The organism is Streptomyces sp. Z26 (assembly GCF_003665095.1).
Classification (GTDB): Bacteria; Actinomycetota; Actinomycetes; order Streptomycetales; family Streptomycetaceae; genus Streptomyces; species Streptomyces phytohabitans.
The window spans coordinates 1840040-1866077 of the sequence record NZ_RCHV01000002.1 but is presented as its reverse complement, the minus strand read 5'-3'; the positions used below and the strand labels follow the sequence as shown (position 1 = coordinate 1866077).

The 26038-nt window shown below is 75.5% G+C and carries 20 protein-coding genes and 1 pseudogene; 17 read left to right on the top strand and 4 right to left on the bottom strand.

The genetic code is table 11. The annotated features are described in order from the left end of the window. Positions 1-340 precede the first annotated feature (340 nt). From D7M15_RS08175 to D7M15_RS08140, 8 genes are all read left to right on the top strand, one after another. A complete protein-coding gene (locus tag D7M15_RS08175; RefSeq protein ID WP_121516879.1) occupies positions 341-916 on the top strand; it encodes a 2Fe-2S iron-sulfur cluster-binding protein in 576 nt (191 codons plus the stop codon). Next, positions 913-1902, top strand: coding sequence for a xanthine dehydrogenase family protein subunit M (locus tag D7M15_RS08170; RefSeq protein ID WP_121516878.1), 990 nt, complete (start codon positions 913-915; stop codon positions 1900-1902). The genes D7M15_RS08175 and D7M15_RS08170 overlap by 4 nt, the downstream gene beginning before the upstream one ends. After that, positions 1899-4142 (top strand): xanthine dehydrogenase family protein molybdopterin-binding subunit, encoded by a 2244-nt coding sequence (locus D7M15_RS08165; RefSeq protein ID WP_121516877.1) that lies wholly within the window; start codon positions 1899-1901, stop codon positions 4140-4142. The genes D7M15_RS08170 and D7M15_RS08165 overlap by 4 nt, the downstream gene beginning before the upstream one ends. After that, positions 4135-5280 carry an XdhC/CoxI family protein gene (locus D7M15_RS08160; RefSeq protein ID WP_121516876.1) on the top strand — a complete coding sequence of 382 codons (1146 nt, stop codon included), beginning with the start codon at positions 4135-4137 and terminating at the stop codon, positions 5278-5280. Before D7M15_RS08165 ends, D7M15_RS08160 begins: the two co-directional genes overlap by 8 nt. Positions 5281-5457: 177 nt before the next feature. Beyond that, positions 5458-6864, top strand: a complete 1407-nt coding sequence (locus D7M15_RS08155; protein WP_121516875.1) for a histidine kinase — start codon at positions 5458-5460, stop codon at positions 6862-6864. Then, positions 6861-7574: a response regulator transcription factor gene (locus tag D7M15_RS08150; protein ID WP_121516874.1), complete on the top strand. Its 714-nt coding sequence runs from the start codon at positions 6861-6863 to the stop codon at positions 7572-7574. The genes D7M15_RS08155 and D7M15_RS08150 overlap by 4 nt, the downstream gene beginning before the upstream one ends. A gap of 312 nt (positions 7575-7886) precedes the next feature. Next, a complete protein-coding gene (locus D7M15_RS08145) occupies positions 7887-9407 on the top strand; it encodes a glycosyltransferase family 39 protein (RefSeq protein ID WP_121516873.1) in 1521 nt (506 codons plus the stop codon). 94 nt (positions 9408-9501) lie between these two features. Continuing rightward, a complete protein-coding gene (locus D7M15_RS08140) occupies positions 9502-10047 on the top strand; it encodes a YciI family protein (protein ID WP_121516872.1) in 546 nt (181 codons plus the stop codon). A 76-nt stretch (positions 10048-10123) separates the two neighbouring features. Here the strand turns inward: D7M15_RS08140 and D7M15_RS08135 are convergent, their stop codons facing one another. Continuing rightward, positions 10124-10861: an alpha/beta fold hydrolase gene (locus D7M15_RS08135; RefSeq protein WP_121516871.1), complete on the bottom strand. Its 738-nt coding sequence runs from the start codon at positions 10859-10861 to the stop codon at positions 10124-10126. Between the two features lie 163 nt (positions 10862-11024). Here D7M15_RS08135 and D7M15_RS08130 point away from each other — a divergent pair, with 163 nt between their 5' ends. From D7M15_RS08130 to D7M15_RS08105, 6 genes are all read left to right on the top strand, one after another. Then, positions 11025-11426 (top strand): helix-turn-helix domain-containing protein, encoded by a 402-nt coding sequence (locus D7M15_RS08130; protein ID WP_121516870.1) that lies wholly within the window; start codon positions 11025-11027, stop codon positions 11424-11426. A 244-nt stretch (positions 11427-11670) separates the two neighbouring features. Next, the gene (locus D7M15_RS08125) at positions 11671-13599 is read left to right on the top strand and encodes a cellulase family glycosylhydrolase (RefSeq protein ID WP_240649185.1); all 1929 of its coding nucleotides are present in this window, start codon (positions 11671-11673) and stop codon (positions 13597-13599) included. Positions 13600-13869: 270 nt separating this feature from the next. Next, complete coding sequence (locus tag D7M15_RS08120; RefSeq protein ID WP_127201719.1) at positions 13870-14391, top strand: hypothetical protein; 522 nt, start codon at positions 13870-13872, stop codon at positions 14389-14391. Between the two features lie 89 nt (positions 14392-14480). Continuing rightward, the gene (gene mgrA, locus D7M15_RS08115) at positions 14481-15515 is read left to right on the top strand and encodes an L-glyceraldehyde 3-phosphate reductase (protein ID WP_121516868.1); all 1035 of its coding nucleotides are present in this window, start codon (positions 14481-14483) and stop codon (positions 15513-15515) included. Positions 15516-15748: 233 nt separating this feature from the next. After that, positions 15749-16405 (top strand): hypothetical protein, encoded by a 657-nt coding sequence (locus tag D7M15_RS08110; RefSeq protein WP_121520429.1) that lies wholly within the window; start codon positions 15749-15751, stop codon positions 16403-16405. Between the two features lie 127 nt (positions 16406-16532). After that, positions 16533-16973: a VOC family protein gene (locus D7M15_RS08105; RefSeq protein ID WP_121520427.1), complete on the top strand. Its 441-nt coding sequence runs from the start codon at positions 16533-16535 to the stop codon at positions 16971-16973. Positions 16974-17094: 121 nt separating this feature from the next. On the opposite strand, the gene D7M15_RS08100 is transcribed toward D7M15_RS08105, so the two are convergent. After that, positions 17095-21135 (bottom strand): WD40 repeat domain-containing protein, encoded by a 4041-nt coding sequence (locus tag D7M15_RS08100; RefSeq protein ID WP_240649184.1) that lies wholly within the window; start codon positions 21133-21135, stop codon positions 17095-17097. A 312-nt stretch (positions 21136-21447) separates the two neighbouring features. Here D7M15_RS08100 and D7M15_RS28400 point away from each other — a divergent pair, with 312 nt between their 5' ends. Further along, a complete protein-coding gene (locus D7M15_RS28400; RefSeq protein WP_165906215.1) occupies positions 21448-22335 on the top strand; it encodes a glycoside hydrolase family 16 protein in 888 nt (295 codons plus the stop codon). Positions 22336-22383: 48 nt separating this feature from the next. Here the strand turns inward: D7M15_RS28400 and D7M15_RS08075 are convergent, their stop codons facing one another. Further along, positions 22384-23739, bottom strand: a complete 1356-nt coding sequence (locus D7M15_RS08075) for an erythromycin esterase family protein (RefSeq protein WP_165906214.1) — start codon at positions 23737-23739, stop codon at positions 22384-22386. A 146-nt stretch (positions 23740-23885) separates the two neighbouring features. Here D7M15_RS08075 and D7M15_RS08065 point away from each other — a divergent pair, with 146 nt between their 5' ends. Both D7M15_RS08065 and D7M15_RS08060 read left to right on the top strand, forming a co-directional pair. Further along, positions 23886-24470, top strand: a complete 585-nt coding sequence (locus tag D7M15_RS08065; protein ID WP_121516866.1) for a TetR/AcrR family transcriptional regulator — start codon at positions 23886-23888, stop codon at positions 24468-24470. A 324-nt stretch (positions 24471-24794) separates the two neighbouring features. Next, positions 24795-25211, top strand: a pseudogene (locus D7M15_RS08060) (hypothetical protein); the annotation flags it as partial. Between the two features lie 277 nt (positions 25212-25488). Here D7M15_RS08060 and D7M15_RS08055 read toward each other — a convergent pair. Then, the gene (locus tag D7M15_RS08055; protein ID WP_121516865.1) at positions 25489-25974 is read right to left on the bottom strand and encodes a CGNR zinc finger domain-containing protein; all 486 of its coding nucleotides are present in this window, start codon (positions 25972-25974) and stop codon (positions 25489-25491) included. Positions 25975-26038: the final 64 nt, after the last annotated feature.

Below are 26038 nucleotides of genomic sequence, written 5' to 3'. Positions count from 1 at the left end.
CGGCGTCGACCCCGGCCCGGGGTCCGGACCCCGGGCCGTGCCACGACGTACCCACGTCGCCGCGTCACGCCGCCACGCGTACGCGCCCGCCCCGCAGGCCCGTTACCCACGGGTCGCCCTTGCTAAGCGGACAACTGTCCGTTAGATTCGGCGGGGACCGGACAGGTGTCCAGTTGCGGTCCACCCTAGTGGATTCCCCTGCGCGCCGTCCGTGTGCCGCCGTCGAGCCGGCCACCGCGGACCACCGCCGCACGCGGGACGGCACCGGCACCCGGACAGGTCCGGTCGGACCGGATCGTCCGACAGCGGCGCTCGCCACCTTGGTGAAAGAAGGCTGAACATGGCCCGAACGACGTCCAGCGTGATCACGCTGCACATCAACGGCCAGGACTACACGTTGCCCGTCGACCACCGCACCACACTTCTCGACGCCCTGCGCGAGCGCGTCGACCTCACCGGCTCCAAGAAGGGCTGCGACCAGGGTCAGTGCGGCGCCTGCACGGTGCTGGTCGACGGACGCCGTACGGTGTCCTGCCTCCAGCTCGCCGTCGCCGCCGAGGGGCGTTCCGTCACCACGGTGGAGGGCGTCGCCGAGGACGGCGAACTGAACGCCGTTCAGCAGGCGTTCGTCGACCTCGACGGTTTCCAGTGCGGTTACTGCACGCCGGGGCAGGTCTGCTCCGCGCTCGGCGTGATCCAGGAGCACGCGGCGGGCTGGCCCAGCGCCGCCACCGCGGACGTACGGCCCGAGGCGGGGCCGCCACCGCTCACCCCGGACGAGATCCGGGAGCGGATGAGCGGCAACCTGTGCCGCTGTGCCGCGTACGTGTCCATCGTCGACGCCGTCGCGCGGGCCGCGGGCGTGGACGCCGAGGGACAGCCCGTCGAGGCGAACGGCAAGGAGGCCGCGGCATGAGGGAGTTCGGATACGAGCGCGCCGCCGACGTACCCGGCGCGGTCGCGCTGCTGAACGCCGACCCCGAGGCGCGTTTCCTCGGCGGCGGCACCAACCTGGTCGACCTGATGAAGACCGGCGTGGAGCGCCCCGCGCACCTCGTCGACGTACGTGAACTGCCGCTCGACACCATCGAGTCGGTGGACGGCGGCCTGCGCTTCGGCGCGACCGTCACCAACAGCGACCTGGCCGCGCACCTCGACGTGCGGCGGCAGTACCCGGCGCTGGCACAGGCCGTGCTGGCGGGCGCGTCCGGCCAGTTGCGCAACATGGCGACCGTCGGCGGGAACCTGCTCCAGCGCACCCGCTGCGGCTACTTCGCGGACGTCAGCCAGCCGTGCAACAAGCGCTCGCCCGGCTCCGGTTGCCCCGCGATCGAGGGCGAGCACCACAACCACGCGATCCTCGGCGCCTCTTCGCACTGCGTGGCCACCAACCCGTCCGACATGGCGGTGGCGTTGGCCGCGTTCGACGCCGTCGTCACGTACGAGACGGTGGACGGGCCCGGCGAACTCGCCCTGGACGACTTCTACCTGCCCGTGGGCGACACCCCGCACCGCGAGACGGCGCTGCCGCCCGGCGCGCTGATCACCGGGGTACGGCTGCCCGCCGCGCCGGTGGCGGCCCTGTCCCGCTACCGCAAGGTGCGCGAGCGCGCGTCGTTCGCGTTCGCCGTGGGGTCGGTCGCGGCGGCGCTCGACGTACGGGACGGGGTCGTGCACGACGTACGGCTCGCGTTCGGGGCCGTGGCGTCCCGCCCGTGGCGGGCGCGTACGGCCGAGGGCGCGCTGACCGGCGGCCCGGCCACGGCGGAGGCGTTCGCCGAGGCGGCGGACGCCGAACTGGCCGCCGCCGCACCGCTGGCGGACAACGCGTACAAGCTGCCGCTCGTACGCAACCTCGTCGTCGCGGTGCTCACCGAACTCGCCGAGGAGGCCGCCCGATGACCGCGCCGACCACCGAAACCGCCACCACCGAGACCGCCGGGACGGCCACCGCGACCACCACCACGGCCGCCACCGCCGCCGGTACGTCCGCCCCGCCGCGCCCGCTCACCGCGGTGCCCGGCGGCACCCGTTCCCCGCTGACCCGCGTCGAGGGCCCGGAGAAGGTCACCGGCGCCGCGCGCTACGCCGCGGAGGTGCCGTTCGAGAACGTCGCCCACGGCTGGCTCGTGGGCTCCACCATCGCCCGCGGCCGGATTACCGCGATCGAGTCGGACGCCGTACGGGCCATGCCCGGCGTGGTCGCCGTCATCCACCACGGCAACGCGCCCGCGATCAACACCGACTACCAGAGCATCATGGGCACCCCGGACCCGATCCTCGGCCTGTTCCAGCAGGACACCGTGCCGCACGTCGGCTGGCCCGTGGCGCTGGTCGTCGCGGACACCTCCGAGCAGGCGCGGGAGGCCGCGGAGGCACTGGTGGTGCGGTACGAGGAGGAGCCGCACGACGTGGTGTTCTCCGCCGACAGCCCGGACTTCTACACCCCGCCGCCCAACATGCTCGGCCCGGCCGACACCGCCAAGGGCGACCTGGACGCCGAACTCGCCGCGTCCGACGTCGTGGTGGACGAGGTGTACACCACGCCGGAGGAGCACCACAGCCCGATGGAGCCGCACGCCACGACGGCGCGCTGGGACGGCGGGCGGCTGGACGTCATCGACTCCAACCAGAGCACGATGTTCGTCGCGGGCGAGCTGGCGAACCTGTTCCAGGTCGAGCCCGCGTCCGTACGGGTCCGTGCCGAGCACGTCGGCGGCGGCTTCGGCTCCAAGATGGTGAAGCCCAACCAGATCGCCGCCATCATGGGCGCCTCCGCCACCGGCCGCCCCGTACGGGTCTCGCTGACGCGCCGCCAGATGTTCACCATGGTCGGCTACCGCAGCCCCACGTCCCAGCGCGTACGCCTCGGCGCCGACGCCGAGGGCCGGCTGCGGGCGCTCGACCACCAGGCGAAGGCGCAGACGTCGCGGGTGGCGGAGTTCCTGGAGCCGTGCGCGTCGACGAGCCGCGTGCTGTACGACGCGCCCGCGCACCACACGTCCCACCGGCTGCTGCGGCTGGACGTGCCGACGCCGACGTTCATGCGGGCGCCGGGCGAGGCACCAGGGGCGTTCGCGCTGGAGTCGGCGATGGACGAACTGGCCGTGCGCGGCGGCATCGACCCGATCGCGCTGCGCGCCCGCAACGAGCCCGACGCGGGCCCCGTCTCGGGCCTGCCGTTCGCCGGGCGGAACCTCACCGCCTGCTTCGAGGACGGCGCCCGCCGCTTCGGCTGGGCCGACCGCGACCCGCGCCCCGGCGTGCGCCGCGACGGCCGCTGGCTGCTCGGCACCGGTACGGCCGCCGCCACGTTCCACGCGGGCGCGGGCCCGTCCACGGCGTCGGTGACCGCCGAGGCCGACGGCACGTACACGGTGCGGATCAACGCCACCGACATCGGCACCGGCGCCCGTACGGCCATGGTGCTCGTCGCCGCCGAGACCCTCGGCGTCGACCCGGGCCTGTGCCGCGTGCACATCGCGGACAGCGACCTGGGGCCCGCGATGTTCGCGGGCGGCTCCATGGGCACCCGCTCCTGGGCGTGGGCCGTGTCGCGGGCCGCGGGCGACCTGCGGGACGTGCTGGCCGAGGGCGGGGACATCCCGGCGGAGGGCGTCACCGCGCGCTCCGACACCACCGAGGCGCTCGGCTCGCTGGCGGAGAAGGAACGGCACTCGTTCGGCGCCCAGTTCGCGGAGGTGGCCGTCGACACGGCGACCGGCGAGGTGCGCGTACGGCGGATGCTCGGCGTCTTCGCCGCGGGCCGCATCGTCAACCCGCTGACCGCGCGCAGCCAGCTCGTCGGCGGCATGATCTGGGGCCTGTCGATGGCGCTGCACGAGGAGGCCGTACGGGACCGGGCGTCCGGCGCGCAGGTCGGCGCGGACTTCGCCGGCTACCACTTCAGCGCCAACGCCGACGTGCCCGTGGTCGAGGCCCACTGGGTCGAGGACCACGACCCGGAGGACCCGATCGGCATCAAGGGCGTCGGGGAGATCGGCATCGTGGGCGCGGCGGCGGCCATCGCCAACGCCGTCTGGCACGCCACCGGCGTACGCCACCGCCACCTGCCGATCCGCCCGGACCGGGTGCTGGCGGCGGGCACGGGCAGCGAGGGGTACGGGGCCGCCGATGCTTGACATCGCCGGTGAACTGGACCGGTGGGCCCGCGAGGGCCGGGACTTCGCCGTCGCCACCGTCGTCTCCGTCGACGGCAGCGGCCCGCGCGACCCCGGTGCGGCGCTCGCCGTCGACAGCGCGGGCACGGCCATCGGTTCGGTCTCCGGGGGCTGCGTCGAGGGCGCCGTCTACGAACTGTGCGAGCAGGCGCTCCGCGACGGCACCCCCGTCCGCGAACGCTTCGGCTACAGCGACGAGGACGCCTTCGCCGTCGGCCTCACCTGCGGCGGGGTCATCGACGTGCTGGTCACCCCGGTGCGGTCCGCCGCGCCGGACCGGCCGGTGATCGAGGCCGCGCTGTCCGCCGCCGCGCGCGGCGAGGCCGCCGCCCTCGCCCGGGTCACGGCCGGGCCGGACGGGCTGCTGGGCCGGGCGCTCCTCGTACGGCCCGACGGCACGTACGAGGGCGGCCTCGGCCTGACGGCGGAGCTGGACGAGGCGGCGGCGGCCGACGCCCGCGCCCTGCTGGACGCGGGCCGTACCGGCGACGTGACCGTCTCGGCGGGCGTCGCGCGCTGCGAGTCGCCGGTGACGCTGCTGGTGGAGACGCGGCTGCCGCCGCCCCGCATGATCGTCTTCGGGGCGATCGACTTCGCCTCGGCGCTGGTGCGGGCGGGCAAGTTCCTCGGCTACCGGGTCACGGTCTGCGACGCCCGGCCCGTCTTCGCCACCCGCGTCCGCTTCCCCGAGGCGGACGAGGTGGTCGTCGACTGGCCGCACCGCTACCTGCGGGGCACGGAGACCGACGCCCGTACGGTGCTGTGCGTGCTCACGCACGACGCGAAGTTCGACGTACCGCTGCTGGAGGTGGCGCTCCGGCTCCCCGTCGCGTACGTCGGGGCGCTCGGTTCGCGCCGTACGCACGAGGACCGGGACCTGCGGCTGCGGGACGCCGGACTGACCGACGGGGAACGGGCGCGGCTGCGTTCGCCGATCGGCCTGGACCTCGGCGCCCGTACGCCGGAGGAGACGGCGCTCTCCATCACGGCGGAGATCGTCGCGCTGCGGCACGGCGGCACCGGCGTGCCGCTGACCGGGTCGGCCACGCCGATCCACCGCACGGCGGCGGACCGCCCGCCGGGCGCCCACGCGGCCTGACGCGCGCCCCGAAGGCCCCGGCTCCTCCCTCCGGGGAGGGAGCCGGGGCCTTCGCCGTACCCGCGCGGTAGTCCCTGGGTGCCGTACGGGCGGGCGCCGTAGTACCTGAGGGGGAGGAGGCGATGTCCGTACGTAGGCGGACGCGTCCCGGGGGCCCGCGGCTCTAGCGTTTCCAGGGTGAACGACACCGTACGGAAGACCGCCGGGGAACTGGCCGCCCTGCGCCGGGAGATGATCACCGACGCGCTGCGGTCCCGGCCCCTCCCCCCACTGCCGCCCCTGCCGCGCGACTACCTCCCGGCGCACGTGTCGGACCGGGGCAGGCAGGCGCTGCGCTGGCTGCCGCACGGGCTGTTCGGCCTGGTCGCCGCGCTGGTGTTCTGGCAGAGCTGGTCCGTCTACGGCGTCGAGCAGGGAGGCAACGACGGCGCCTCGCAGGCGGGCATCTTCCTGGGCGTGGCGCTCACGGGCTCGCTGGTGCTGGTGCTGTTCCGGCCGATGGCCGCCTGGTGGCTCTCGCTCGCGGTGATCCCGGCGGCGGCGGTGCTCGACGACCGGGCCGACGGCTGGCCGTTCGCCGGGCCCCTCTTCTTCTCGCACCTGACCGTGATGGCGCTGGTGACGCTCCGCACCCGGCCCGTCGTCGCGGTCGTGATGTGGCTGGCCACCCTGGGCATGGGCAACCTGATCCTGCTGAACGCCCACCGCGAGCTGTACATGACGGAGAACGTCGCCGAGTTCTCCGCCCGTTCCGCGATCGTCCTCACCTGCGTGCTGCTGCTGCGGGCGTATCTGGACGCCCGTGGCAGCGCCGCCGCCAGCCGTACGGAGACCCTCGCCGAGCAGTCGCGGCGCACCGAGCTGGAGGAGCGCACGACCATCGCCCGCGAGCTGCACGACGTCGTCGCGCACCACATGTCGGTCATCGCGATCCAGGCGGAGGCCGCCCCGTACCGGGTCGCGCACACCCCGCCCGAACTGGCCGCGTCCTTCGTCACCATCCGCGAGAACGCCGTGGCCGCCCTCACCGAACTGCGCCGCGTGCTCGGCGTGATCCGCGTGCCCGACGACGAGGACGGCGGCGCGCCCGAGGCGCCGCAGCCCACCCTCGACGACCTCGGCGCGCTGCTGGACAACGTGCGGCACGCCGGGCAGCCCGTGGAGCTGGTACGGGTCGGCGCGCCGCGCGAACTGCCGCAGGGCGTCGAGCTGTCGGCGTACCGCATCGTGCAGGAGGCGCTGAGCAACGCGCTGCGCCACGCCCCCGGCGCCGACACGCGCGTCGAACTCGCCTACGTGCCGGGCGGCCTGGCGGTACGTATCGTCAACGGGCCCGTGGACGGCCCCGGCGCCCGCACCGCCGGGCACGCCCCCGTCGGCATCGGCAACGGGCACGGCATCACCGGCATGCGCGAACGCGTGGCGATGCTGGACGGCGAACTGGCGGTCGGCCCGGCGGACGACGGCGGCTACGCGGTCGACGTCTGGCTGCCCGCGCCCGCGCGGGTCGCGGACGGGCACCCGGGCACCGGCCGCGAGCCGGCGGCGGCCCGACCGGACACCGGGGCGGAGGAGACGGCGTGACCATCCGGATTCTGCTCGTCGACGACCAGGCCATGGTCCGTGAGGGCTTCTCCGTGCTCCTCGGCGCGCAGCCGGACATCGAGATCGCGGGCGAGGCCGCCGACGGGCGCGAGGCCGTCGAGCAGGTCGCCGCCCTCGACCCGGACGTGGTCCTCATGGACATCCGGATGCCGGGCCTCGACGGGCTGGAGGCCACCCGCCGCCTCGCGGCCTCCCACGCCCGCGCGAAGGTCCTGGTCCTGACCACCTTCGACCAGGACGAGTACGTCTACCGCGCGCTGCGCGCCGGTGCCTCCGGCTTCCTCCTCAAGGACGCCTCCGCCCGGCAACTGGCCGACGGCGTACGGATCGTCGCCGCCGGTGAGGCGCTGCTCGCGCCGACCGTCACCAAGCGCCTCATCGGCACCTTCGCCCGTACGGTGCCACCCGGACCGGACGCCGCCCCCGCCCCGGGCGCGGCCGGGAGCGCCGACGGGGAGCGGGCGCTGCCGCCGCGCGCCCGGATCGGTGAACTGACCGGGCGCGAGACCGAGGTGCTCGCGCTGATCGCCCGCGGCCTGTCCAACCGGGAGATCGCGGACCGGCTCGTCGTCGCGGAGTCGACGATCAAGACGCACGTCGGCCGCGTCCTGGAGAAGCTCGGACTGCGTGACCGCACCCAGGCCGCGGTGTACGCGTACGAGACCCGGCTGGTGACGCCCTCGACCTGAGCGGGCGCCCGAACCGGGCCCGTACCCGCACCGCCGCCGCGGCCCGGCGACAGCAGCCAGCAGACCCGTAGACCCCTCAGCCAGCAGACCCGTAGACCCCGCAGCCCGTAGACCCGCAGCCCGCGGCCCCCGCGAGACCGCGGACCGTACGCCGTACGTCCCTCCGGCGCGGGACCCACCTCCGCGTCCCACGTCCCGCAGCACCCCGTCCGCCCGGCGGCTCCCTACCCCGGCGATCCCCGGCCCCGGACGGCGGCTGCCCGTATGCGGCCCGTTCCTCGGGCCGACACACCCCGGATCGAGGAAGCCGTCATGGCCATCTCCACGCAGACCCGGCCGAACACGCCGCCGGAGCCGTCCACCCGGACGCGGCCACCGCTGCCCCCGTCCGTGCCACGTGCCCGTACGGGCGGCGCCGCCGCGCCCGCACCGGCCCGCCCGCGTACCGCCGTCCTGGTCCTGGCCCCCGCCGCCGTGGCGCTGGCCGTCGGGCTGTGGGGCGTGCGGCGGCAGGGCACGCTGTGGCGCGACGAGGCCGTCACGTACGAGATGGCCGACCGCGGGCTGTCCGGGCTGCTGCGGACGGTGGAGCACCACGACTCGGTGTTCGCGCTGTACTACCTGCTGGTGCACGGGGTGTTCGAGGTGTGCGGCGCCGGACTGACGCAGCTGCGGCTTCCGTCGGTGCTCGGCGCGGCCGTCGCGGCGGCCGGGGTCGCCGTCCTCGGCCGCCAACTGGCGGGCCGGGGCGCCGGGTTGGCCGCCGGGCTGGCGTACCCGCTGCTGCCGCACGTACAGCAGTACGCGCAGGAGGGCCGCTCGTACGCGCTGGTGAGCGCCGCCGTCGTGTGGGCGACGGTGCTGTTCGTACGGGCCGTGCGCGAGGAGCGGGCCGGGCCGTGGGCGGCGTACGGGGCGCTGGCGCTGACGGGGTGCCTGCTGCACGAGTTCGCGGTGCTGGCCGTGGTGGCACACGGCGTGACGCTGCTCGCGGCACGCGCCTCCCGTACCGCGCTGCGCGGCTGGGCCGTCGCGGCGGGTGCCGTGACGGCGGGGCTGGCGCCGCTGGTGCTGGTCAGCATGGCGCAGGCGGACCTGGTGGGCTGGATCGGGGCGCCGGGGGTGGCCGTGTACGCGGGCTTCGCCGCGACGCTCGCCGTCGGCTGCGCCTGCGCGGCGCTGGCCGGGCGTGAGACGGCGGTGGTGGCGCTGCCGCTGCTGGCCGTACCGAAGGCGCTGCTGCTCGTCGTGTCCCTGGTCAAGCCGCTCTACCTGGAGCGCTACGTCCTCCACTCCTCCGCCGCCCTCGCCCTCCTGCTGGGCTGCGCCCTCCAGGCGGCCTGGCACCGCCGTGGCGCGGTGCGCGCGGGCGCGCTCGCGCTGGCGTGCGCGGCGGTGGCGACCGTGGCCGTCCCGGCGGGGCAGCACGTACGCGCCCCGGAGAGCCGCCTCGACGACGTCAGCGCGATCGCGGACGCCGTTGCCGCCCGGTCCGCGCCGGGCGACGGGCTCCTCTTCCTGCCCGACCGGCGCCGCGCCTGGCGGCTGCCCGGCGAGCCCGCGTACGGCGGGCTGCGCGACCTGGCCCTCGCCGCCACGCCCCGCTCCTCCGACACGCTCTACGGCACCGAACTCCCGCCGGAACGCGTACGGCGGGCCCTCCTCGCCGAGCGCCGCGTCGTCGTGCTGCGCGACCCGGCGGGGCAGCCGCCCGACGAGAGCGCGAGCGGGCTGGCGAAGCGCGCGACGCTGCGCGCGCACTTCACGGAGTGCGGTACGACGGAGGCGCGCGGCGCCCGCGTCACGCTGTACGCGCGTCCCGGCGCGTGCTGACCACCGGGTGGGGACGGGGGAGGGGACGGGGGCGGGCGTGGGCGGGCGGTGAAACCGGTGGCCGGGGCCGCCGGTACGGGGGGATGCTCGGGGCATGGAGTTCCTCTGCCACCACCGCGACCGGCCCGGCTCCCTCCCGCTGCGGGAGGAACTGCTGGAGGCGCACTGGTCGTACATGGACCGGTACGCGGCGGGGATGATCGCCCGCGGCCCCACCTTCACCCACGACGGCGCGCTCACGGGGAGCCTGCACGTCGTGGACCTGCCCGACGTGGCCGCCGCCCGCGCGTTCGCCTTCGACGAGCCCAACCACCAGGCCGGTGTCTACCGCGACGTGCTGCTGCGACGCTGGCGCAACACGCTCGGCCGCACGATGTGGGACTTCCCCGGCGGCCCGGAGGGCGGCCCCCGCCACCTGGTGCTCGGTCTCGGCGCGGGCGAGCCCGCGGACCTCGCGCCCCCGGCCGCCCGTGACGAACTCATCGCCTACGGGCCGCTGTTGTCCGACGACGGCACCGCCTGGCTGGGTACGGCGGCGCTGCTGCGGGCCCCGGACCCGGAGGCGGCGCGCGCCGTGCTGACCCGGGACCGGTACGACGCCGTGGAGGTGCACGCGTGGGAGTTCGGCGGGCGCCGCTGAACGGCCGCCGCTGAACGGGCGCTGCCGAACGGGCGCCGCTGAACCGGCGCCGCCACTGACGGCGACCGCCGAACGGTCAGTCCTCCGGCGGCAGTTCGGCCAGCAGCAGGTCCGCCAGCTCCTTCGGCATGGTGACCATGCAGTCGTGCCCGGTGGGCAACTCCCGTATCCGCGCGGGGGAACCGTTCGGCTGCACGGGCGGCACGGGCCGCCGCTCGATCCCCTCCGGCGCCGCGCCGACGCAGTGGACGTGCGTACGGGGGACCCGTCGCGCGGCGGGGTCGTCCAGCCGTACGGGCTCCTGGAGGCAGCGCACCGGCTGGTCGGAGAGCAGGGTGCGCAGCCACGCCCGGTCCGCCGCGTCGGTGACCCCGAACAGGCCCAGGGGCGGCGGCAGTTCGGGTAGCGGCGGCACGCGCCACGGGGTGTCGGAGGCGGCGGCGAGGTCGACGAGGTGCCGGGTGACGGGCTGTACGTCGAGGGCGGTCTCGCCGTGCTCGGGGACCATCGCGTCGAGGTAGACGAGGCGGGCGATCCGGTCGGGCACGTCGTTGACGACGGAGGAGACGACGAGCCCCGCGTAGCTGTGGCCGACCAGTACGACGTCGGTCAGCTCCTCGTCACGGATGAGCCGTACGACGTCCGCGACGTGCGTCTCCAGGCCGATGTCGGGGCCCAGCAGGTGCGCGGTGTCGCCGTAGCCGGTGAGCGTCGGCGCGTACACGCGGTGTCCGGCGGACTCCAGCAGCGGCACCAGCCGCTCCCAGCACCGGCCGCTGTGCCAGGCGCCGTGGACGAGCAGGAAGGTGGACATGGGCGGGTCTTTCCACGGGAGGGGGAGGCACGGGGGCGCGGGCGTGCGCTGGCGGTTCCCCTCGGTGCCTCGGTACTCTTCGAGAACCACAGTCATCGTGGCGCACCCCGCGCCACCCGGGCAATAAGGCACATTTGGGTGCCCCGGTTCTCTGGAGGTAACCATGGGCGCGACACGTGGCGGCCCGGGGGAGGCGGCGGGCGAGGACCCGTGCCGGACCCGCGCCGTGCTCGGCATCGTCGGTGACAAGTGGTCGCTGCTGGTGGTGCGGCACCTCAGCGAGGGCCCGCGCCGCTTCACCGAACTGAAGCGCGCCGTCGACGGGATCAGCCAGCGCATGCTCACCGTCACCCTGCGCGGCCTGGAACGCGACGGCATCCTCACCCGGACCGTACGCAACGTCATGCCGCCGCACGTGAGTTACGAGCTGACGCCGATGGGCCGCACCCTCCGCGAGGCCACCGCGCCCCTGCTGGAGTGGAGCATCGCGCACGTCGGGCACATCGACGACGCCCGCGCCGCGTACGACGCCCGCCCCGACACCCCGGCCACGCCCGGCGGTTGAGCCCGGGGCACGCGAACTCCTCTCGTGGCGCGGGCCGTTGCGGGGAGCGGGACGGCAAGCGGGGCGGGGGACCGTACGGGCGGTGCCGGATCGCCGCGCGGGGTTCACCGTGCGGTTGTCCACAGGTCTGGACCACGGGCACGGCCATGCAGGACGATGACGTCGTCATGACCACAACCTCCTCGCGACGACCGCTCGCGACGACGACCGGACGGTGACCGTGCGCGGACCCCTGAGCAGACCGGTGAGCAGCAGACCGGCGCTGACCGCAGTCCTCCTCCTGCTGGCGCTCGTGGCGGGCCTCGCGCCCGGCACGGCCGCCGCGTCCCCCGGGGACGGCGCGGCCGACGAGACGAAGCCCGCTGCCGCCGCCGCGGACTGGGCGGCGCCGCTGAGCACCCGCGGCCGGTGGATCGTCGACGCGAACGGCGACCGGTTCAAGCTGAAGTCGGGCAACTGGCACGGTGCCAGCGGCACCTGGAACGGCGACGGCGACAAGGCGGACGACGCCAACCACCACGCGGGCGAGAACGCGGGCCGCGTCCCGATCGGCCTCGACCGCGCGCCCATGAGCGAGATCATCGCGGGCTTCCAGGAGATCGGGATCAACAGCGTCCGGCTGCCCTTCTCCAACGAGATGATCCGCGACACCGCCCCCGTCGCGGACGACGCCGTCGCCGCCAACACCGGGCTGCGCGGCAGGACCCCGCTGGAGGTGTACGACGCGGTCGTCCGCGCCCTCACCGACGCCGGACTCGCGGTCATCCTCAACAACCACACCAACACGACCCGTTGGTGCTGCGGGGTCGACGGCAACGAGCGCTGGAACGCCAGCCAGTCCGTCGGGCAGTGGGAGGACGACTGGCTGTTCATGGCCCGCCGCTACCAGGACAACAAGCGTGTCGTCGGCGCCGACCTCTACAACGAGGTCCGCCGCAACATCCTGGACGACCCCAACTGGGGCCTGGGCGACAACCACGACTGGTTCACCGCATCCCAGCGCGTCGGCGACCGCATCCTGACCGAGGCCAACCCGGACCTGCTCATCGTGGTCGAGGGCATCAACTGGACGGGCATCCCCGTGGACGGCTTCCCGCACGGCCGCCCCACCCTGGAGCCCGCGCGCAACCTCTCGCACACGCTCGTCGACTCCGGCAAGCTCGTCTACTCGGCGCACTTCTACGGCTACACCGGCCCGAACCACAGTGGCGCCACCGGCACCGGCGAGACGACCGACCCCCGCTACCAGGACCTGTCGCCCAGCGAGCTGATCGACGTGACGAACCGGCAGGCGTTCTTCGTCTCCGGGGAGCAGGACAAGCACTTCACCGCACCCGTCTGGATCAGCGAGTTCGGCGTCGGCGGCCGGGAGGAGACGAAGGAGAAGCCGCGCGCCTGGTTCGAGAACTTCGTGGACCAACTGGTGCGCACGGACGCCGACTTCGCTTACTGGCCGCTCGTCGGCTGGCACGAGAACGGCACCGGCAACGGCTGGGCCCTGCTCCACTGGGACGCGGCGGGCAAGCGTATCGGCGTCAACGACGGCGACGACTGGCGCTCCGGCGCGTGGAACCGGCTGGTGGGCGCGGACGGCCGTACGGGCCACGTCGACCCGGCCACCGAGTGGTCCGTGCTCAGCCCCGACCACGCCGACTTCGTCGCCTCGCGCCGCATGCGCGACGCCGGGGACTGGGACTCCGGCGCCCGCAAGGCCGCCTGCCCCGACGACCAGCGGATCGTCGGCCTCAGCCACACCGGCAACCGCGGCCTGTGCTCCGACGTGACCGCCGGAGCCCTGTGGGACGGCGGCGGCGCGCACGAGACCGTCAAGGACGAGCGGTACGTCACGGACGGCAACGACTGGGCCTCCGGTTACACCAAACTCCAGTGCCCCGACGGCTCGTTCCTGAACGGCTTCAGCGTCCGCGGCGCCGCCGTCTCGTCCGCGCTGTGCGCGAAGGCCGCGCCCGGGAAGCTCGGCGGCGGAGGCGGCCGTACGGTCTGGTTCGACCGTGGCGACGACCGCGGCGACTCCCCGAAGGGCGGGGAGTTCGCGAGCGGCCACCTCAAGGGGCAGTGCGCGGACGACGAGTACGTCGCCGGTGTCGCGTACACGGGCCGCGTCGGGTCCGCCCGTACGCCGGACGCGCTCTACTGCCGCCCCCTCGGCTGACCGGCGGCACGCACCAGGACGCGTACCAGGACGCGCGCCGGGACACGTACCGGACGCGCGCCACCGTACGACCCGGGCGGCCCCGGCACCCCTCGGACGGGTGCCGGGGCCGCCCGCCGTGCGCGTACGGGCATGTCCCGGGCCACCGGCGGTTGTTCGCCGCCGGGGACCGGGTGCCCGAACAACGCGCGCGCCGCTGGACTGGCTCCGAGGCCGCCGCGGACGCGACGGCCGCCGGACCGGACCGCCGTGCGGAGAGGGGTCGTGGACATGTTCAGCAGGGGGAGCGCCGTCAGGGGCGGGGGAGTGGCGGCCGGTGCCGCCGTGGTGGCCGCCGGGCTGGTCCTGGCACTCGGCGGCTGCGGCGGCGGGCCGTACGGCGACGGGGACCGCGCGGGGCGTACGGGGGACGGCGCGGAGGCGGTGCGCGCGGCGGACCGGCGGGCGGCGGACGCCGTACCGGAGGGGCCCGTACCGGAGCGGCCGGGGCGGGGGAAGCCGGAGCGGCCGGAGGCGCCGGAGGGGTCGCCGCCGCGGGCGGCCGACGGCGTGGACACCGCCGCGTGCGCGGACGGCGCGTGCGAGATCCTCGTGACCTCCACCGCCGACGTCACGGCGAACGGGCTGACCGTGGCCGTCGCCGTCGGGGACGACCTCGTCACCTTCCAGGCGGGCGGCAGCGTGATGCAACTCGGCGGCGGGGGCGGCGAGGTCGGCTTCGGGGACGAGCTGGAGGTGACCGTCGTCGCGCACGACGAGCGGGGCGCGGTGCTGCGCTTCCGCGCCCCCTGAGACGGCGGGGCGGGGGTCGGCCGCCGTTCCCTATGATCGGCGGTCGGCAGCCCCCACACGCCCACCCCCACCCCCGACAGGAGCACCGCATGGCCTACGCGCCCGCCCCCGGCCGCTACGACACGATCCCGTACCGGCGCTCCGGCCGGTCCGGCCTCGACCTGCCGGTGCTCTCGCTCGGGCTGTGGCAGAACTTCGGTGACGGCGGCCGGTACGACACGCAGCGGGAGATCGTGCGCGCCGCGTTCGACCACGGCATCACCCACTTCGACCTCGCCAACAACTACGGCCCGCCCTACGGCTCGGCCGAGAAGACCTTCGGCCGCCTCCTCGCCGACGACCTCCGCCCGTACCGCGACGAACTGGTGATCTCCACCAAGGCGGGCAACGAGATGTGGCCCGGCCCGTACGGCCGCGGCGGCGGCTCCCGCAAGCACCTGCTGTCGTCGCTGGACCAGTCCCTGACCCGGATGGGCCTCGACCACGTCGACGTCTTCTACTCCCACCGCTTCGACCCCACCACGCCCCTGGAGGAGACGACGGCCGCGCTCGCGAGCGCCGTACGGGCGGGCAAGGCGCTGTACGTCGGCATCTCCTCGTACAGCCCCGCCGACACCCGCCGCGCGGCCGAACTCCTCGCCGCCGAGGGCACGCCGCTGCTGCTCCACCAGCCGTCGTACTCGATGGTCAACCGCTGGATCGAGGAGGACGGCCTGCTCGACACGTTGGAGGAGGTCGGCGCGGGCACCATCGCGTTCTCGCCGTTGGCGCAGGGCCTGCTGACGGGCCGCTACCTGGACGGCGTCCCCGCCGGTTCGCGCGCCGCGCAGCCCTCGTCGCCCCTGGCCGGGCTCGCCACGGGGGAGGGGCTGCGGCGGATCAGGGCGCTGAACGCGCTCGCGGAGGCGCGCGGGCAGACGCTGTCGCAGACGGCCCTGGCCTGGGCGCTGCGGGACCCCCGGATGACCTCGGTCATCATGGGCGCGAGCAGCGTCGCGCAGCTGGAGCAGAACCTCGGCGCCGTGGACCGGCTCGACTTCACCCCGGACGAGCTGGCGGCCGTCGACGAGCACGCGGGCGGCGACCTGTGGGCGCCGCTGGTCTGGCGCCCGCACACCGCCTGAGCGGGCGCGGGGGTGCGCGGCGCGCGGCGCCGGGCTTCCGACGCGGGCGTCCGCGCGGCGCCCGCCGCGCGGCCCCGCGCCGGTCCGGGCCCGCGGCCCGTCCGGCGGGCATGCTGGGGCCGGTGCCCGCGCGGGGCGCCCGCCACCGCGCGTCCCGCGCGTACCCGCGTGCCGCGCGGCTCCCGTACGGCACACCGTGGAACCGTACGGCGCACCCGCGGAAGGAGTCGGACATGGACGGCAGGGGCCACGACCGCCCGCACCCCGGCGGCGCCGGACGCCGCGCGCGGCTGCGCTTCGACGGCTGGATCGCGGGCCTCGGCACCGCCTCCGGCACACGTCTGGTGATCGGCCACTGGCCGCGTTCGCCGTTCGGGCCGTTCAGCGACGTGATGGTCGAACGGCCCGACGGCGAGCGGCTGTTGCTGGCCCCCACCGACGAGATCGCCGACTTCGTCCGCCGCACGTACACCTTCGACACCGTGCGCGTCCTCCCCGTCGCGGCGCACGTCGTCGGCGGTTCCTGGCGGGTCGCGGCGGGCCCGCTGGACCTGCGCTTCACCACCGGTCGGCGCGGCCCGCTCGGCCTGCTGCTGCGCTGCGTACCGGGCGCCGTCGCGGGCAGCCCGCTGTGGAGCGCGCTGACGGACCCGTTCGCCCGCGTGCTGCTGCCGGGCGTGCGGACCCGCGGCGGCGCGGGCCAGGGCCGCCGCGAGTGGTACGGCGCGCGGGACCTGCTGCCGGTCACCGCCCTGTCGGCCGCCTTCGACGGCGCGGACCTCGGCCCCCTCGCACCCGTCGCCCCGCCCGTGCGCTTCGGCTTCGGCTCGGTGCCGCGTGCCCCCGCGGTCGCCCGGATCACCACGACGGTCGCGCTCGGCCCGGACTGACGCGACATCCACCCCGTACGGATGTCGAGAACGCGGCACCGGCTCCGTCCCAGGGGTACGAACAGCCGCGACGGACCGCGTACGGCGCCCCGTGGCGCGGCGCGCGGCGTACGAGAGGGAGCACCCCATGACGATTCAGCGGATGGACAACGTGGGCATCGTCGTCGACGACCTGCCCGCCGCCGTCGCCTTCTTCACCGAGCTGGGCATGGAGCTGGAGGGCGAGGCCGACATCGACGGCGGCCCGGCCGACCGCATGCTCGGCCTCGACGGCGTGCGCACCACCATCGCGATGATGCGCACCCCGGACGGCCACGGGAAGTTGGAGCTGACGAAGTTCCACGCCCCCGCGGCGGTCACCGCCGGACCGGCCGAACCGCCGCCCCACACCATGGGCCTGCACCGTGTCATGTTCGCCGTCGACGACCTCGACGCCACACTCGCCCGCCTGCGCGGCCACGGCGCCGTACTCCTCGGGGAGGTCACGCGCTACGGGGACGCGTACCTCCTGTGCAACCTCCGCGGCCCCTCGGGGATCATCGTCGCGCTGGCGGAACGGCTCGGCTGACGATCCCGGCGGACGGTTCCGGCCGACGGCCCGGAGCGGCGGCGCCGTCCCGCCGTTCACTTCCGGCAGGCCCACCGGAGGATCGGACAAAGAGCAGCCCCGTCCTCCGCCACGACCGCCGCTAGCGCCCCTCGCACACCTCGCGGTGGCCGAGCCGCGGCAGGTGCTCCGCCCACTCGGCGCGGGTGAGGACACCGCCCGTGCGCGCGCAGACCCGCTCCGCGGCCCGGTCGGTGTCCAGGGGCCACAGCCGCGCCGTCAGGTCGTCGCCGACGGAGGCGACAGTACGGCCGTCCGGCGCGAACGAGACCCCGCTGAGCGTGCCGACGTGCCCGGTGAGCCCGTCGCCGAGCGGTTCGGCGGCGGCCGGTCCGCCCACGTCCCACAGGCGGACGGTGGTGTCGCCGGCGCTCGCCAGCGTCTTCCCGTCCGGGGCGAACGCCACGGAGGCGACCGCCGCCCGGTGCGGGTCCAGCGGTTCCCCGTACGGGCGCGCGCGGTCGGCCCGGGCCACGTTCCAGAGCCGTACCGTGCGGTCGTCGCTGCCGGTCGCCAGCGTCTTGCCGTCCGGCGCGAACGCCACGCTGTTGACCTGCTGTTCGTGCCCGGTCAGCGGGCTGCCCGCGGGCCGGGACCGCGCGCCGTCCAGGTGCCAGAGCCGGGCGGTGCCGTCCTCGCCGCCGGTGGCGAGGAGGCGGCCGTCGCGCCGGAAGGCGACCGAGGTGACGACGTCCCGGTGCCCGCGCAGGCGCGCGAGCCGCCGTACGCGCTCCGGCTGCCGTACGTCCCAGAGCCGGGCGGTGTCGTCCACACCGCCGGTGGCCAGCGTGCGCCCGTCGGGGCTGAACGCGACGGCGAGCGCGCCACCCTCGTGGGCCTTGAGCGGACCGCCCAGCGCGGCGGGTCGCGCGGGTGCCGAGACGTCCCACAGCTGCACGGTCCCGTCGTCCAGCGCCCCGGCCACCGTCCGTCCGCCGGGCGCGAACGCCACGTCCAGCACCTTTCCGTCGTGCTCCAGCCGTCCCGGCAGCCGCCGCGGCCGAGAGGGGTCGCGTACGTCCCAGAGGCGGATGCGGCCGTCGTCGGTGCTGGAGACGGCGAGCAGGCGGCCGTCCGAGCTGTGGGCGACGCCCGTCAGGGGGTTGGTGAAGTCGGTGAGCACGGTCCGGGGCAGGTGCCACAGCAGGACGCCGCCGTCGGAGCCGACACCGGCCAGCGTGTGGCCGTCGGGGCTGAACTCCGCCTCCCAGACGGCCTCGGTACGGCCGGTCAGCGGCTCCCCGAGCCGGATCGGGTACGCGGGGTTGGCGACGTTCCACAGCCGCGGCTGGTCGTCCTCCCCGGCGGTCACCAGCGTCCGGCCGTCGGGGCTGAACGCCACCGACATCACGGGCCGGTTGTGCCCTCCGAGGGGCTCCGCCAAGGACCGCACGTGGCGCGGGTCGGACACGTCCCACAGCCGCGCGGTCCGGTCGTACGCGCCCGTGGCCAGCGTGCGGCCGTCGGGGGAGAAGGTCACCGACCAGACCGGCTCGCCGTGCGCGCGTCGCGGCGCGCCCAACGGCTCGGGCCCGTCGTCGCCGCGGGGGCGCCACAGCCGTAACGTGCCGTCGTACCCGGCGGTGGCCAGTGTGCGGCCGTCGGGGGAGAACGCCACGTCGCGGACGCCGTTCGCGTCCGAGTCGTCGGCCTCGACGGGTTCGCCCAGCGGGGCGGGGTGCTCACGGTCGCGCAGGTCCCACAGCCGGAGGGTGCCGTCGACGCCGCCCGTGGCGAGGGTGCGGCCGTCGGGGGAGAACACGGCGGCCACGACCGTCCTCCCGTCGTGGCCCAGCAGCGGCGGTGCCACCGGTCGCGGGTGCCGCCGGTCGCGCACGTCCCACAGTTGGACGGCGCCGCCGTCCCCGGCGGCCAGGAGCAGACCGCCGTCGCCGGGGGAGAAGGCCACCGAGTCGACCCGGCCCGAGGCCAGCCGCAGCGGGGCGCCCAGCGGGCGGCCCACGTCCTCGGGGTCCACCGCACCCGGTGCGGCCGAGGTGTCCCACAGCCGCACCGTTCCGTCGTGGCCGCCGCTGGCGAGGGTGCGGCCGTCCGGCGCGTACGCCACGGAGCTGCCGACCCCGTCGTGCCCGGACAGCCGCGTCGCGAGCGTACGGGTCGCGTCCGACGCCAGCCGCGTCCGCAGGTCGGGGGTGGCACGCATGCCGTACGCGGCGACGTCGAGCCGCGCCGCCAGCCCGGCGTCGGTGTCGCGGAGCCGGTCGGCCTCGGCGGTGAGGCGGCCGAAGACCGCCTCGTCGCGCTCGGCCTGCGCCGTGGCGCGCGCCTGGAGGGCCACCACGGCGGTGCCGCCGGTGAGCAGCACGAGGGAGGCGAGGACGCCCACGACCGTACGGCGCAGCCGCAGGGCGCGGTGTCGGCGGCGCAGCGAGGCGGTGAGGAACTGCCGTTCCAGCGGGGTGAGTTCGTCGTCCGGTGGGGTGGCGGTCGGTGGGATGGCCTGCGGTGGGGTGGCGTGCGGTGGGGTGCCGTCCCTCGGCCGGGTGCCGGCCGGTCGGGTCGGGGTGGGGCGCGGGAACGCGTCGCGAGCGGCGGTGAGCCGGGAGCCCGCGTGCAGCGCGGCGTTCTCCCGGCCCAGCGCCTGCCAGGTGCGGGCCGCCTCGGACAGCGCGCGGTGGACGCGCAGCCGGTCGCGTTCGGCGTCGATCCAGGCGCGCAGCCGGGGCCAGACGGTGATGAGGGCCTCGTGGGCGAGGTCGACGGTGCCGTCGTCCACGGTGATCAGGCGGGCGCGTACCAGCCGGTCCACGACCCGGCGGGCGTCCGTGGGACTGCCGAACTCCAACTCCCCGTGGTCGGTGGGGCGGCGCGTGTCCGGCGCCCCGCCGGGCGCCCCGGGGGCGACCAGCCGCAGCAGGATGCGGCGCGCCAACTCGGCCTCTGCGGAGCTGAGTTCGGAGTACACCTGTTCGGCCGTGCGGACCACGGCGCCGTGCAGTTCGCCCGCCGCCTCGTACGCGTCCTCGGTCAGCACCCGGCCGCCGCGGTGCCGCCAGGTCTCCAGCAGGGCGTGCGACATCAGCGGCAGCCCACCCGGTTCGCCCTCGACCGCGTCCAGGAGGCGGTCGGTCAGGGCGCGTTCGACGATCAGCCCGGCCGCGGTCGCCGGTCGGACGATGGCGTCGCGCAGCTCCGTACGGCTCATCGGGCCCGCGAGCAGCGTGGCGTCCTGCAACACCCCGGTGAGACCGGGGTGTTCGGTGCAGCGGCCGAGGAAGTCGGCCCGTACGGCGACGACCACGCGCAGCCCGCTGTCCTCGGCGGCCGCCGCGACGAGACGGTCGATGAAGGCGTCGCGGTCGGCGGGGTCGCAACCGAGGGTGTACAGCTCCTCGAACTGGTCGACGATCAGCCAGGTGTCGGCGTCCGTGCCGGGTACGGGCAGCAGCCGGTCCGCGTGCGTGCGCGACGGGGCCGGGCCGGGCGTGAGCAGCCGTACGGCGGCGGGTGGCGCCTCGGCGGGCGGGCCGCCGCCCGTCCGCGTGTCGGTGTCCCTACGCGTGCCCGTGTCCGTGTCCGTGCGCGTCCCCGTGCCCGTACGTGTGCCCGTGCCCGGCGCCCGCGTCCCGTCCGGTGTCCCGGGCGTGCGCAGCCGGGGGACCAACCCGGCCCGCAGCAGCGAGGACTTGCCGCTGCCGGAGGGCCCGAAGACGGCCGTGAACCGGTGCCTCCGGCTCAGCTCCGCCAACTGGTCCGCGAGCCGCTCCCGGCCGAAGAACAGGTCGGCGTCGTCCGGTTCGAAGCGGGTCAGCCCGCGGTACGGCGGTCGCGTCGCCCCGGCCCCGTCACCCGCCGCCACGTCGGCCGCGGCCTCCGCCGCCGCCTCGGCGGACGCCTGCCGCCACCGCGCCTCCCACTCGGCGGTGTCGCCGCCGCACGCGGCCACGTACGCCAACGCCACGGGCAGCGTGGGCAGTTGCCTGCCCGCCGCCGCCTGCGACAGCGCCGTCACCCCGTACGGCGAGCGGTCGGCCAGCACGCGGTACGTGGGTCTGCCCGCCGTCTCGCGCAGCGCGCGCAGCGCGGCGGCGAACCGCGGCACCGGCCCCGCGTCCAGATCCAACTCCCCTTCGCTGCGCCCCGGTCCAGGCTGTCCCGACACGTGCCCTCCCCCTCGTCCCGCTGCCCGCGCTGGTACGCCCCCGCCCGACCCTTCGCCGTGTCGCCGGGCCCGGTACGGGCGTTCACGCCATCTTCACGGACTTTTCCGCGCCTCCCGCTGCGGCCCTCGCACCGCCCGCCATTGTTCGCCGCTGGTGGGGGGCCTGCCGAACAAACCCGGCGGGCGGTCGAATGCCTCCCGGGAACACGACACGCGGCACGGCTCCCCGGCCACGGCGGCACCCGAGCCCCACGAGGGGAGGGCTCGGGCGGCCGTGGGTGACGGGCGGGGCAGACGGAGAGGCAGACATACATGTACGGACGCGGGTACGGAACACCACTGCGCGCGACGCTGGCGGCGGCGCTCGCCGTGGCGAGCGCGCTGACGCTCGCCACGGCCCCGGCCGCCCCGGCGCGTCCCACCGGCACGGGAACGGCCACCACGGCCGCCACGACCACCACCGCCGCCGAACGGTACGGCTGGGGCGACCCGTTGCCGCGGTGGTCCGACGAGTTCGACTACGGCTCCGAGGAGGAGCCCGCCGTACCGGACCGCGACAAGTGGGACCTCGCGGGCGGCGGCCCCGGCGCGTGCTGGCCCGGCCACGCGGGCAACGGCCGCCGCTGCGACGCCAACACCCGTGTCGTCGGCGGCATGCTCCGCATGACCGGCGAGACCAACGGCGACACGGGCTGGCTCTCGTCCGTGTACGGCCAGCGGTACGGCCGTTGGGAGGCCCGCGTACGCTCCCGCCCCACCTCCGAGGACGACGGGCGCCAGTACCACCCGCTGCTCATCCTGTGGCCGGACTCCGACGAGCACCCCCGGGACGGCGAGTACGACTACCTGGAGAACATGGCCCCCGGTGAGCGGTGCGCCGAGGCGTTCCTGCACTACCCGCACTCCGAAGAGGTGCCCGTGCAGCAGGAGTTCGCGCGGCGGTGCGGGGTGGACCTGACGCAGTGGCACGACATCGGCGTCGAGTGGACACCCGACCACGTACGCGGTTTCGTCGACGGCGAGGAGTGGTTCCGCTTCGCGGGCGGTGCGAACGCCGACCGCGACTGCCTCCAGTGCGCCCCGTCCATGCACCAGACCATCCAGCTCGACAACTTCCACGGCGACGCCCTCCAAGGCGCCGTCTACGAGGTCGACCGCGCCCGCGTCTACGCGCTGCCGGAGTCCGAACGGGCGGAGTGAGCGTCGCGCCCCAACGCCCCTGCCACGGCGGCGTGTTGAGGGGGTACGTCAGCGGAGGTGCGCCGCCGTCACCCGACGCAGGTGCACCAGCACGTCGTACGTGGCCGCCAGGTCGGTGACGGGCGCCTCCGCCGACCAGTACAGGCCGTACGAGCGCACCGGCCGCGGCGCCTCCAGCCAGGCGCGGGCGGCGCCCGTGGCGGTGCGCAGGTCGAGGACGAGGTCCCGGCGGCGTACCCGGTCCAGGGTGTGCTCGCCGTATCCGGCGGGGGCGGGCGGCACCGCGTACGTCTCCGGCTCCCGTGCGGCCGGGTCGGGGAGCGCGTTGATCCGGCCGCGGCCGAAGGTCAGCCCCACGTTCACGTACTCCGCGCCCAGCCTCTCGCGCAGGAACGCCCCTGCGGGCACGGGGAATTCGGCGCTGGTGGCCTCGTACGCCACATGCCCGTTGTTCGCCGCCAGCAGCACCTTGCCGCCCGAACGCCGCTGCCACCAGGCGGTGTTGGCGGCAAGCACGCGGTCGCGGTAGCGCATGCGCTCCGCGAACTCCTCGTCGGGGAAGGCGTATCCGGTGAAGCTCTGCGTGACGGCGAGGGCGTTCCGTACGGCCCAGTCGTACGACCGCCCCTCGGCCCCCTCCGGCCGGTCCGCCGCCCGCAGCAGGTCGAGCGCCCGCGTGGCGCGGCGGGCCTCGGCGCGGCGTACGGCCAGGTCCTTCGCCAGCTGCCCCGCCATCCAACCGCCCGCCTCCGTCCCCGCGTCGGGCCGCAGCCCGGCGTAGAGGCCGTCGACGCGCTCCGCCAACTCCGGCCGGTGCGCGGTGACGTACGAGGTGACCTCGTCGAACGCCTCCGGGCCCGGATACCCGAGGTCGCTGCCGACGAAGCGGAGCGGGGGCCGGCCGGGATGGTCGAGGTTGTGGCGGCGCATCCAGCGGACCAGGTCCAGGTACTCCCGCGTGTTCCAGAAGACGTACTGCCCCTGGAACTCGTCGCGCATGACCCGCTCCGGGTCGCCGACACCGCGCGTCACGTACGCGTCGAGGCGCAGCCCGGTGCTCCAGCTGGCCTCCAACGCGAAGGTGGTGAAGCCCCGTTCGGCCACCAGCTTCCGGAAGAGGCGCTGCTTCAGGACGAAGAACTCGTGTCCACTGTGGCTCGCCTCGCCCACACCGACGACGCGCGCCCCGCCGACCCGACGCACCAGGGAGTCCAGGTCCCCGAGGGGGCGCGCGTGCCGTTCCAGCGCCGCGACCGGGGCGCCGTCCCCGGTGGCGCGCGCGTCGGGCGGACCGCCGCCGAGGGGGAGCAGCGCGACCCCGGCGAGCGCGGCGGCGGCGAGCGCGACGCCGGTCCGGGCGCGTGGACGGGTGAGACGACGGCGGGCGTACGGGCGACGGGACATGGGGGGCTCCCTCGGGGCACGGGGGTGGGGTGATGCGGACGGCGCGACGGTAACGGGAGCTTGGGCGTACGTGCAAGACGAGCGTATAGCGCATACGCCCGAATCGCGCGTCCCCGGCCGCCCCGGGTCGGCTAACCTGCGCTCCCATGGGAAATCGCGAAGCGCTGCTGGCCGGGACCCGCCGCTGCCTGGAGGAGAAGGACTGGGGCCGGATCACCGTGCGGGACATCGCCACCGCCTCCGGCGTGAGCATGGCCGCCATCGGCTACCACTTCGGCTCCCGCGAGGCCCTGTTGACCGCCGCGCTCATCGAGGCGATCGACGACTGGGGCACCCGCCTCGGCCGTACGCTCGCCGCCTACGGCACCGAGGGCGCGACCGCCGCCGAGCGCTACGAGGCCCTGTGGACGGCCGTCATCCGCTCGTTCACCGAGGACCGCAAGCTGTGGCTCGCCACCATGGAGGCCCTCGTCCAGGCCGAACACTCCGACGACCTCCGCCGCTACCTCGCCGGCGGCCAGGCCGAAGGCCGCCGCGGCCTCGCCGCGCTGCTGGGCGGCACCCCGGAGGGTGACGTCGACGACGCGGTGGTCCGTACGCTCGGCGCGACCCAACTCGCCCTGTTCACGGGCCTGATGACGCAGTGGCTGACCGACCCGGAACGGGCTCCGCGAGCGGCCGACGTCGTCGCGGGACTGCGTTCCCTCGCCGGTCTCGTCGCGCCGGACTGAGGCGCCGGGGCGGGTTCACGTACGGCGGTCCACGACGGTCGCGTGCGGCGGTCCCGTGTGGAGGGTGGGGTCTGCGGGAGGCGAAAGAGGGGGTGTAGCACCACCCCGTTCCGGGCTGTGAGCCCCATGTGCGCCGCCCCGCGCGCTGCGTAGTTTCTGAGGTGTGGCGAGGGGTGTGTGCCGGACGGACCGCCGGAGGGCGGGTGTGAGCGCGGGCTTGCATTTCTTGTCACTTAGTGACACTGTCATTAAGTGACAGGTGGGCGCTGCCCACGGAAACCGTCCGAGGGCGCGAGCCACCGGGGTCAGGCAGGGAGTCGGGACATGGAGACGACACAGGGCCACCAGCAGGCGGCACCCGGCGCCTTCACCGCCTTCGCGCGCTTCGTCGTCTGCGGCGGCGGCCTCGGCCTCGCCTCCAGCCTCGCGGTCGCCGCCCTCGCCGGTCACCTCCCCTGGGTCCTGGCCAACGCCCTGATCACCGCGGCCTCCACCCTCCTCGCCACCGAGCTGCACGCCCGCTTCACCTTCGGTGCGGGCCGCCGCGCCACCTGGCGCCAGCACACGCAGTCCGCCGGGTCCGCCCTCGCCGCGTACGCCACGACCAGCGTCGCGATGCTCGCCCTCCAGTACCTGGTCGCGACTCCCGGCGCGCTGCTCGAACAGGCCGTCTACCTCACCGCCTCCGCGCTCGCCGGGCTCGGCCGCTTCGTGGTGCTCCGCCTCCTCGTCTTCGCCCGTACGGAGACCGCGTCCCCCGCTTCCGCGCCCACCGCCTCCGCGCCCACCGCTCCCGCCGCCGAGGCCGACGTCCGCCCGACGCCGGTCCGTACGGCGCCCGCCCGCACCGCTCCGACCCGTACGGCCCCGACCCGCACCGCCCCGGTGCTCACGACCCCGACCCGTACGACGCCCGTACGCGTCCCCGTCGTCGTACGTGCCGCCGCCCTCGCCCGCGTCCCCGTCGCGGTCGACCCCGAACGCCTCTGCCGCGCGGCCTGACCCGCGGGGTGGCGGGTCAGCGCGAACGCGCGTAGTGCCGCCGCGCCTTCGCGCGGTTGCCGCAGACGGCCATCGAGCACCAGCGGGCGCGGTTGGCGCGGCTGCGGTCGAGGAGGAACAGCCGGCACTCGTCGTTCGCGCAGGGGCGCAACCGTCCGGGGAGCCGCTCCTCGGCCTCGGCCCACCCCAGTACGGCGTCGACGGCCAGGCGGGCGTGCGGCGGCGTCCGTACGTTCCAGGCGAGCCCCTCCGCCGTCAACTCCGGGACCTGGTGCACCCCTTCGAGCAGCGGCTCCAGTACGGCGGGCGGGCTCGCGCCGCGTACGACGTCCCGCAGGGCGTCCCGGGTCCGGCGCAGCAGCGCCAGTTCCGCGCGGCTGCCGTCGCCGCCGTGCTCGCGCGCCCAGCGCGCGCCGCGCGCCGGGTCGCCGAGCGCGTCCCGTTCCTCGCCGCCCACCAGCGGCCTGCTGTTGAGAAGTGCCAGCAGCACGTCCGTCGTCACGGCTCCTCCTCACCCCATCGATGCCTTTGACAGGTTAGTCCGCCGCGTGCTTGCATGACGCCAG